This window comes from Rhizobacter sp. (genome assembly GCF_046595475.1).
GTDB lineage: Bacteria > Pseudomonadota > Gammaproteobacteria > Burkholderiales > Burkholderiaceae_C > Rhizobacter.
Genome location: NZ_JBKJOQ010000084.1, coordinates 121,437 through 128,180, shown reverse-complemented (window position 1 = coordinate 128,180; position 6,744 = coordinate 121,437). Strand labels below are relative to the sequence as shown.

Sequence of the window (6,744 nt, the reverse complement as noted above, 5' to 3'; positions counted from 1 at the left end):
GCACAGCGCCAGTGGCTACAACCCCGTCGTGGCCACGCCCATGACCTGGCTGATCAACATCGTGCGCAACAAGGCGATCGACGCCCTGCGCTCGGGCAAGACCGAGCGCGGCTCCACCGTGGCGCTCGACGACGAAGCGTTTGCCGTGGCAGGCGACGCCGCGCTCGAACCCCAACGCCTGCTCGACGACAGCCTGACCAAGGCTCACCTCGATGCCTGCATGAGCGGGCTCGGCGCCTCGCAGCGGCAGGCCTTGGCGCTGGCGTATTACCGCGGCATGGTGCACACCGACATTGCCGAGTCGCTCAACGTGCCGCTCGGCACCGCCAAAGCCTGGGTGCGGCGTGGGCTCGACAAGCTGAAAGATTGCCTGCAAGCCGCAGGGGTCAGCTCATGAACTACCTGCTGCCCGAACGGCTCGACCGTCTGGCGCGTGAATACGCACTGGGCACGCTGAGCGGCGGCGCCCGGCGGCGCTTCGAGCGTGTGCTGGCCCAGGCGCCGGCGGCCGGGCGGGCAGTGGCCGCCTGGCAAGAACGTTTCACTGTCTTGTCGGCCGGCCTGCCGCCCATGCCACCCCGCCCAGGCGTGTGGCGCGGCCTGGAGCAGCGCCTTTTTGCCGCGCCGGCCAAGCGTGAAGGCTGGTGGCGTGCACTCGGTGGTGCGCTCGGTGGTGTGCTGGCCGGCGTGCTGCTGTGCGCCGTGTTGCTGCGCCTGCAACCCGGCTTGATGGGTCTGGAGCCGCAGGTCGATTCGTTGCCCGCCAGTTATGTGGGCCTGCTGACCGATGTGGAAGGCAAACCCAGCGTGCTGGCCAGCTCGCGCCGGCATGGCAAACAACTCACCGTGAAGCTCTTGCAACCGCTGACCGTGCCGCCCGGCCGGGTGGCGCAGCTGTGGGCCTTGCCGAGTGACGGCAGCCCGGCCTTCCCGGTCGGCGTGGTGCCGGCTCGCGGCACGGCCACGCTGACACTCAGCGACAGCTCGGAGAAGCTGTTCTCCAAGGTGTCGCGCCTGGCGGTCAGCCTGGAGACCACACCGGCCAAGCCGGGCGACCCGCCCACACTGCCGTTTGTCTTGAGCGGCCATTGCGTCAAACTTTGGTAGCGAGCGAAACTTTTTTGCATCCGGCTGCGTCTGCGGCCCCGGCTCACTCCGTAAGTCCCTTCAAGACGCCGATGTCGGGGTCTACTGTCAGCCAAGAGGAGAACACACCATGATGAACCGCACCCTGATCACCGGCCTGCTGGCCCTGTCTTTGAATGCCGCCTTCGCTGCCGACACGGCGCCTACCCCGAAGGACACGCTGGTCGGCGCGCGCGCACAAATCGCCGCCAAAAACTACACCGGCGCGCTTGAAGAACTGAAGCGTGTCAACGACGTCACCAGCGCCGACTGGAACAACCTGATGGGCTACAGCCTGCGCAAGCAAAAGACGCCGGATCTGGCGGGCTCGGAAAAGTTTTACAACGAAGCGCTGCGCATCGAGCCCCAGCACCGCGGCACGCTTGAATACTCGGGCGAGCTCTACCTGATGAAGGGCGACCTGGCGACGGCCGAGAAGCGCCTGGCAGCGCTCGACAAGGCCTGCACCCTGCCCTGCGCCGAGTACACCACCTTGAAGAACGCCATCGCGCGCTATAAGGCGAACGGCAACCAGAGCGCGTCGAGCGACTACTGATCTGCGCTCACGCCGTGGCCACGCGTAAGCCGTGGCCCGGTTCAGCTCCGTAAAAGCCGAAGTCGAGCGCCGGCTGCACGCCGCTCATCAGCTCGGCCAGCGCACGGCCCGAGCCGGCGCCATCGGTCCAGCCCAGCGTGCCGTGGCCCGCGTTGACCCACAGGTTTGCCAGCTTGCTGCGGCCGATGTAGGGGATGTTGTTGGGCGTGCTCGGCCGCAGCCCAGCCCAGAAGTGGGGCTCAGTCGTGTCGGCCACACCGGGGAACAGCTCTTCGTAGCGGCGTACCAGGGCCTGGCAACGCACGCGGGAGGTGGTGCTCTCCAAGCCCGTGTCGTAACCCGCCATCTCGGCGGTGCCGGCCACGCGGATGGTGTCGCCCAGGCGGCTCACGGCGATCTTGCGTTTGTCATCGATCATGCTGACCACACTCGCGCGTTCGGGGTGCTTCAGCTTGAACGTGGCCGAGTAACCCTTGGCTGGGTAGATGTTGAGGTAGACGCCAAGGGGTCGCAGCAGCGGTGCGGTGAAGCTGCCCATGGCAGCCACAAACGCATCGGCTTGCAGCGTGCGGCGCTGCCCCGTGAGCTGGTCGCCCACACGCAGGCTTTGCACGCTGCCGCCGGCGGCGTCGAAGCCGAGGATGTCGTGTTCGTAGAGAAAGCTCGCGCCCCGCTGTTGGCACAGGCGCGCGAGCTTTTGTGTGAAGACGCGTGCGTCCCCCGACTCGTCGCTCGCGGTGAAGGTGCCGCCGGCGATGTGCTCGCCAAAGCTGCGCAGCGCGGGCTCAATTTTCAGCACCTCGTCGCGCGAAAGCACACGCCGGTCGACACCATGGCGGCGCATCAAGGTCACGCCGGCGGCCGCCGCGTCGAAGTCTTGGGTGCTGGAGAAAAAGTGCAGGATGCCGCGCTCCAGCCGGTCGTAGTCGATGCCGGTTTGTGCCACCAGGCTTTTCAGCGACTCGTGGCTGTAACGGCCCAGCGCCACCAGCTGCGTCACGTTGCGCTCGAAGGCGGCGTGGGTGCATTGCGTGAGAAAGCTCAGGCCCCAGCGCCACTGGTGTGGGTCGAGCTTGGGTCTGAACAGCAAGGGCGAATCGTCGCGCACCAACCACTTCAGCACCTTGAGCGGCGCACTCGGGTGGGCCCAGGGCTCACAAAAACTCACCGAGATTTGCGCGCCGTTGGCAAAGCTGGTTTCGAGCGCCGCATCTTGCTGCCGGTCGACCACCGTGACCTCATGCCCTTGCTCCAGCAGGTACCACGCGGTGCTCACGCCGATGATCCCGGCACCCATCACGACCACTTTCATCACACACCCCCTTTGAACAGCAGCTGCGCAGCGACAGCCCACATCACCAGCGCCACGCCACCATCGATGGCGCGCCAGGCGCCCGGGTTGCGCAGCCAGCGCGACGCGGCCATGGCGCCATACCCCAGGGTCACGAACCACATCAGTGAAGCAAGGCCCGCACCGGCGGCAAAGGCCATGCGCCCGTCGCTGCCGTGTTGTGCGCCCACACCGCCCAGCAAGACCACGGTGTCGAGGTACACGTGCGGGTTCAGGTAGGTGAGCGCGAGCGTGCTGGTCAGCGTGGCGGCCAGCGAGTGGCCGCGTGTGCCGGCTTGCAGCAAGGCACCCTCGCCACGCCAGGCGCGCTGCGCCGAGCGCAGGCCGTAGACCAGCAAAAACGCCGCGCCGCCAAAGCGAAAAAATTGCAGCAAGTGCGGCGACGACTGGATCAACGCCCCCAGGCCAAACACGCCAAGTGCGATCAGCAACCAATCGGACAAAGTGCACAACAGCACCACCGGGCCGACGTGCATGCGGTTGAGGCCCTGGCGCAGCACCAGCGCGTTTTGGGCGCCGATGGCGACGATCAAACCGGCCGTCACCAACCAGCCTTGAAAGAACGCCGAGGCAAAAGGGGCTGCCGTCATCTTGATGATTGTCGGAAGGCTCGGGGCCGAAGTGAAGCATCATTCATATTTCTCGCACTGCATAAGGCGCGCTAATGAAAGACCTGGACCCGGCCGCGCTCGATTGCCTGGCGGCGCTGGCCGACGATGGCAACTTCGAGCGGGCGGCGCAGCGGCTCTCGATCACCCAATCCGCCGTGTCGCAGCGTCTGCGCAGCTTGGAGGCCCAGGTGGGGCAGTTGCTGGTGGTGCGCTCCCGCCCCTTGCGCCTGACCGAGCCGGGCAAAGTGCTGCTGCGTTTTGCACGCCAGCTGCAGGCCATGCGCGCCGACGTGGCGCATGAGCTGGGTGTCGACCCTGCTGCACACCAGCGCCTGCCGATCGCCATCAACGCCGACAGCCTGGCCACCTGGGTGATGCCGGCGCTGGATGCGCTGGTGCACGAAGGTGTGTCACTGGAGCTGGTGGTCGACGACCAGGATTTCACCCATGACTGGCTGCGCCAGGGCGCGGTGCTCGGCTGCGTCAGCACCGTGAGCGATGCGCTGCGCGGCTGCCGCGTGGTGCCGCTGGGGGTGATGCATTACACGGCAGTGGCCAGCCCCGGCTTCATCGCACAAACCTTGCCCCAGGGCCTGACACGGGCCAACTTTGCGCAGGTGCCGTTTCTGGTGTTCAACCGCAAGGACGACATGCAGCCGCAATGGGTGTCGCGCGCTTTTGGGGTGCGCTCACCGCGTTTGCAGGAGCGTTTTGTGCCCTCGTCCGAGGCCTATGTGCGGGCCGCGCTGATGGGCTGGGGTGTGGGGGTGGTGCCCGAGCTGCAGGTGCGCGGGCTGCTGAACAGCGGCGACCTGGTGGCACTGCGCCCAGAGGTCGGGTTGGAGGTGCGTTTGTTCTGGCACCAATGGCGGCTGGGGCCTGATGGCGGTGCACCCTCGGCGCGCGTGGCCTTGCTCGACCGCATCGGCGACGCACTCGTCGCCGGGTCCGAGCAAGCGCTCGACAGCAAGCGCTGACGGATCAGCGGGTGGGAAGCACTGGCGCGCCACCGCCGCCAAACGGGGCGACGTCAGGCAAGCCCGCGTCTTCACCCGCCAGCAGAAAGGCGCTCAACAGCGCCGCCAACACGGTTGCCCAGGTGAGTACTCGCATCGACAAGCGGTTCACAGCATGCTCCTTCTACAACTTTTAGACCATTTCGGAACCCATATGGTGATCGCACTGCACAAAAACAAGCGGGAGCGTGCGCCAACACCATCCGGGAGGCATGGGTAAACCCCTGCTGCGCCGAATGCACCAAATGCGCCAGAAGCGCGGTTCATCTCCCTGCATAGCAAGCTGCGGGCCGACACCACACTGGAAGCCATGGCGTAAACGAGTGGAGGCGCGCAATGAACCTGATTCCTGGATTGGCCTGGCTGAGATCGGTCACCACCCGGCGCATGGTCGCCAACCAGACCCCGGACCCGGGCGACATGGGCACTGCCTTTGGGCTCGACGCCAGCATCGAGTCGACGGCCGCGCTGCACCCGACACCCGCGCCGGAGCGCGAAGCCCGCACACCGTGGAGCCAGCGCCTGGTGCGCCGACCTCAACGCTGAGGCGCCGCCCGATCGGCCACCACGGCCTCGACCAGGAGGCTCAGGTTGCACGGCCCTGCGCCAACTGAAACTGATGAGCGCCCCGAAGTAAACCGCGCGGTCTTTTTGTAACCTGACAGGTTCGTTTGCGACTTGCTCGTCCCCTTTTGGGGCCATGTGACTAAAATGTCGCCCATGGCCAAGGTTTCATTCAAAGAGCAGGTGCTGCGCGCCCGGGAGCACGCGATCGTGGCGTCGGTCAACCGCCTCCTGGCCGAAAAAGGCTTCGACGTGATGACGGTCGACGAGGTCGCGGCCGACGTGGGCATTGCCAAGGCCAGCCTGTACAAACACTTCAGCTCCAAGGAAGAGCTGGCTGGCGCGGCCATGATCCGGGTGCTGGAGCGGACCCAGGCCTTCATGGCCAGCCTGCCGGTGGGCGCCAAAGCGGTCGATCAACTCAAGGCGGTGGCCCGCTGGACCATGCAGGTGCAGTTGGCCGGCGAGATGCCCTCACTGCCGGCGCAAAACTCCACGCTGCGCGCTTCGCTGATGGCCAACAAGCCCTACCTCGACCGGCTGATGGAAGTGAGCGACCAGCTCGGCGCCTGGATCGACGCCGCCCAGATGGCCGGTGACCTGAGCCCGCGCCTCGCACCCGAGGTGGTGCTCTACACCTTGTTCGCGCGCGCCTGCGACCCGGTGCTTGGCCTGCTGAAGGTGAGCGGCCAGCACAGTGACGAGCAGATCATCGAGATGCTGCTCAGCACCTGTTTCGACGGGCTTGCCGGTCAAACTTCGACGACGAACAGGCCGTCGTAACCGTCGGCCTCGCCTTTGCGGGCGTGGCCACGTGCGTTGCACACCACGCGCGTCGTGCCGACGGTGTAGTCGTGGCGGCAGTGCAGGTGCCCGTGAATCCACACGTCGGCCAACGGCAACAAGTCGTCGTCGGCATTGCAAAAACTCGCGGTGCCCGATTGGCTGCCATAACGCGGGTCACCACTGCGCAGGCTGGGGCCGAAGTGGGTGAGTGCCACGGTCGCATCCCAGTCGCCTGAGGTTTTTGACAGCTCGTTGGCGAGCCAGGCGCGGCAGGCGAGCGCCTCTTCGCGCACCGCTTCGGCACCAAACGGCTCGCCATGTTGTGTCGACCGCATCACCCGCATGAAGTAGCTGGCCGCGCGCATGGCTTTTGCGCGACCGCGTTCGCCGAACAGATCGAAGTCGCACCAGCGCACGGTCGCGACAAAACGAATGCGGCGGCCAGCACGATCGGTGATCACCAGGCTTTCGCGTTCGAGCAGGCGGATGTTCAGCGCGGTGCAATGCTCGCGCAACGCGGTCCAGGCGGTGTTGAGTTCGCGCTTGTCGAACTCATGGTTGCCCGCCACCAGGATCACCGGCACCGGCCAATCGCGAAAGTGCGAGAGGCCGGCCCAGGTGCTGTCGATGTCGCCGCCCAGCACCAGCAGCTCGGCGTCGGGTGCGGGTTGGGGCTCGAAGTTTTCGGTTTCGAGGTGCAGGTCCGAGAGCAGTTGCAGGCGCACTCGTCAACGG

Annotated in this window: 10 protein-coding genes; 6 read left to right on the top strand and 4 right to left on the bottom strand. The window is 66.2% G+C overall.

All coding sequences use genetic code 11. The features are described 5' to 3' along the window. The 3 genes from AC30QB_RS14970 to AC30QB_RS14960 all read left to right on the top strand — a co-directional run. On the top strand, positions 1 to 397 hold a 397-nt coding region (locus AC30QB_RS14970), incomplete at its 5' end, for a sigma-70 family RNA polymerase sigma factor (RefSeq protein ID WP_489547034.1). After that, positions 394 to 1,107 carry an anti-sigma factor gene (locus AC30QB_RS14965; RefSeq protein ID WP_489547033.1) on the top strand — a complete coding sequence of 238 codons (714 nt, stop codon included), beginning with the start codon at positions 394 to 396 and terminating at the stop codon, positions 1,105 to 1,107. The genes AC30QB_RS14970 and AC30QB_RS14965, both read left to right, overlap by 4 nt. Before the next feature lie 109 nt (positions 1,108 to 1,216). Then, complete coding sequence (locus AC30QB_RS14960; RefSeq protein WP_489547032.1) at positions 1,217 to 1,681, top strand: tetratricopeptide repeat protein; 465 nt, start codon at positions 1,217 to 1,219, stop codon at positions 1,679 to 1,681. Between the two features lie 7 nt (positions 1,682 to 1,688). On the opposite strand, the gene AC30QB_RS14955 is transcribed toward AC30QB_RS14960, so the two are convergent. Together AC30QB_RS14955 and AC30QB_RS14950 are read right to left on the bottom strand one after the other, a co-directional pair. After that, on the bottom strand, positions 1,689 to 2,993 hold the full coding sequence (locus tag AC30QB_RS14955) for a D-amino acid dehydrogenase (protein ID WP_489547031.1): 1,305 nt from the start codon (positions 2,991 to 2,993) through the stop codon (positions 1,689 to 1,691). Then, positions 2,993 to 3,622 carry a LysE/ArgO family amino acid transporter gene (locus tag AC30QB_RS14950; RefSeq protein WP_489547030.1) on the bottom strand — a complete coding sequence of 210 codons (630 nt, stop codon included), beginning with the start codon at positions 3,620 to 3,622 and terminating at the stop codon, positions 2,993 to 2,995. The genes AC30QB_RS14955 and AC30QB_RS14950 overlap by 1 nt, the downstream gene beginning before the upstream one ends. A 74-nt stretch (positions 3,623 to 3,696) precedes the next feature. On the opposite strand from AC30QB_RS14950, the gene AC30QB_RS14945 reads away from it, so the two are divergent. After that, entirely contained in the window at positions 3,697 to 4,620 is a 924-nt protein-coding gene (locus tag AC30QB_RS14945) for a LysR family transcriptional regulator ArgP (protein ID WP_489547029.1), read from the top strand. Positions 4,621 to 4,624: 4 nt separating this feature from the next. Here AC30QB_RS14945 and AC30QB_RS14940 read toward each other — a convergent pair whose 3' ends face one another. Next, positions 4,625 to 4,771, bottom strand: coding sequence for a hypothetical protein (locus AC30QB_RS14940; protein ID WP_489547028.1), 147 nt, complete (start codon positions 4,769 to 4,771; stop codon positions 4,625 to 4,627). Between the two features lie 224 nt (positions 4,772 to 4,995). Here AC30QB_RS14940 and AC30QB_RS14935 point away from each other — a divergent pair, with 224 nt between their 5' ends. Both AC30QB_RS14935 and AC30QB_RS14930 read left to right on the top strand, forming a co-directional pair. Further along, entirely contained in the window at positions 4,996 to 5,205 is a 210-nt protein-coding gene (locus AC30QB_RS14935) for a hypothetical protein (RefSeq protein WP_489547027.1), read from the top strand. Between the two features lie 174 nt (positions 5,206 to 5,379). Continuing rightward, positions 5,380 to 6,006: a TetR/AcrR family transcriptional regulator gene (locus AC30QB_RS14930; protein WP_489547026.1), complete on the top strand. Its 627-nt coding sequence runs from the start codon at positions 5,380 to 5,382 to the stop codon at positions 6,004 to 6,006. Here the strand turns inward: AC30QB_RS14930 and AC30QB_RS14925 are convergent. Further along, on the bottom strand, positions 5,976 to 6,734 hold the full coding sequence (locus tag AC30QB_RS14925) for a metallophosphoesterase (RefSeq protein ID WP_489547025.1): 759 nt from the start codon (positions 6,732 to 6,734) through the stop codon (positions 5,976 to 5,978). The genes AC30QB_RS14930 and AC30QB_RS14925 overlap by 31 nt on opposite strands. Positions 6,735 to 6,744: the final 10 nt, after the last annotated feature.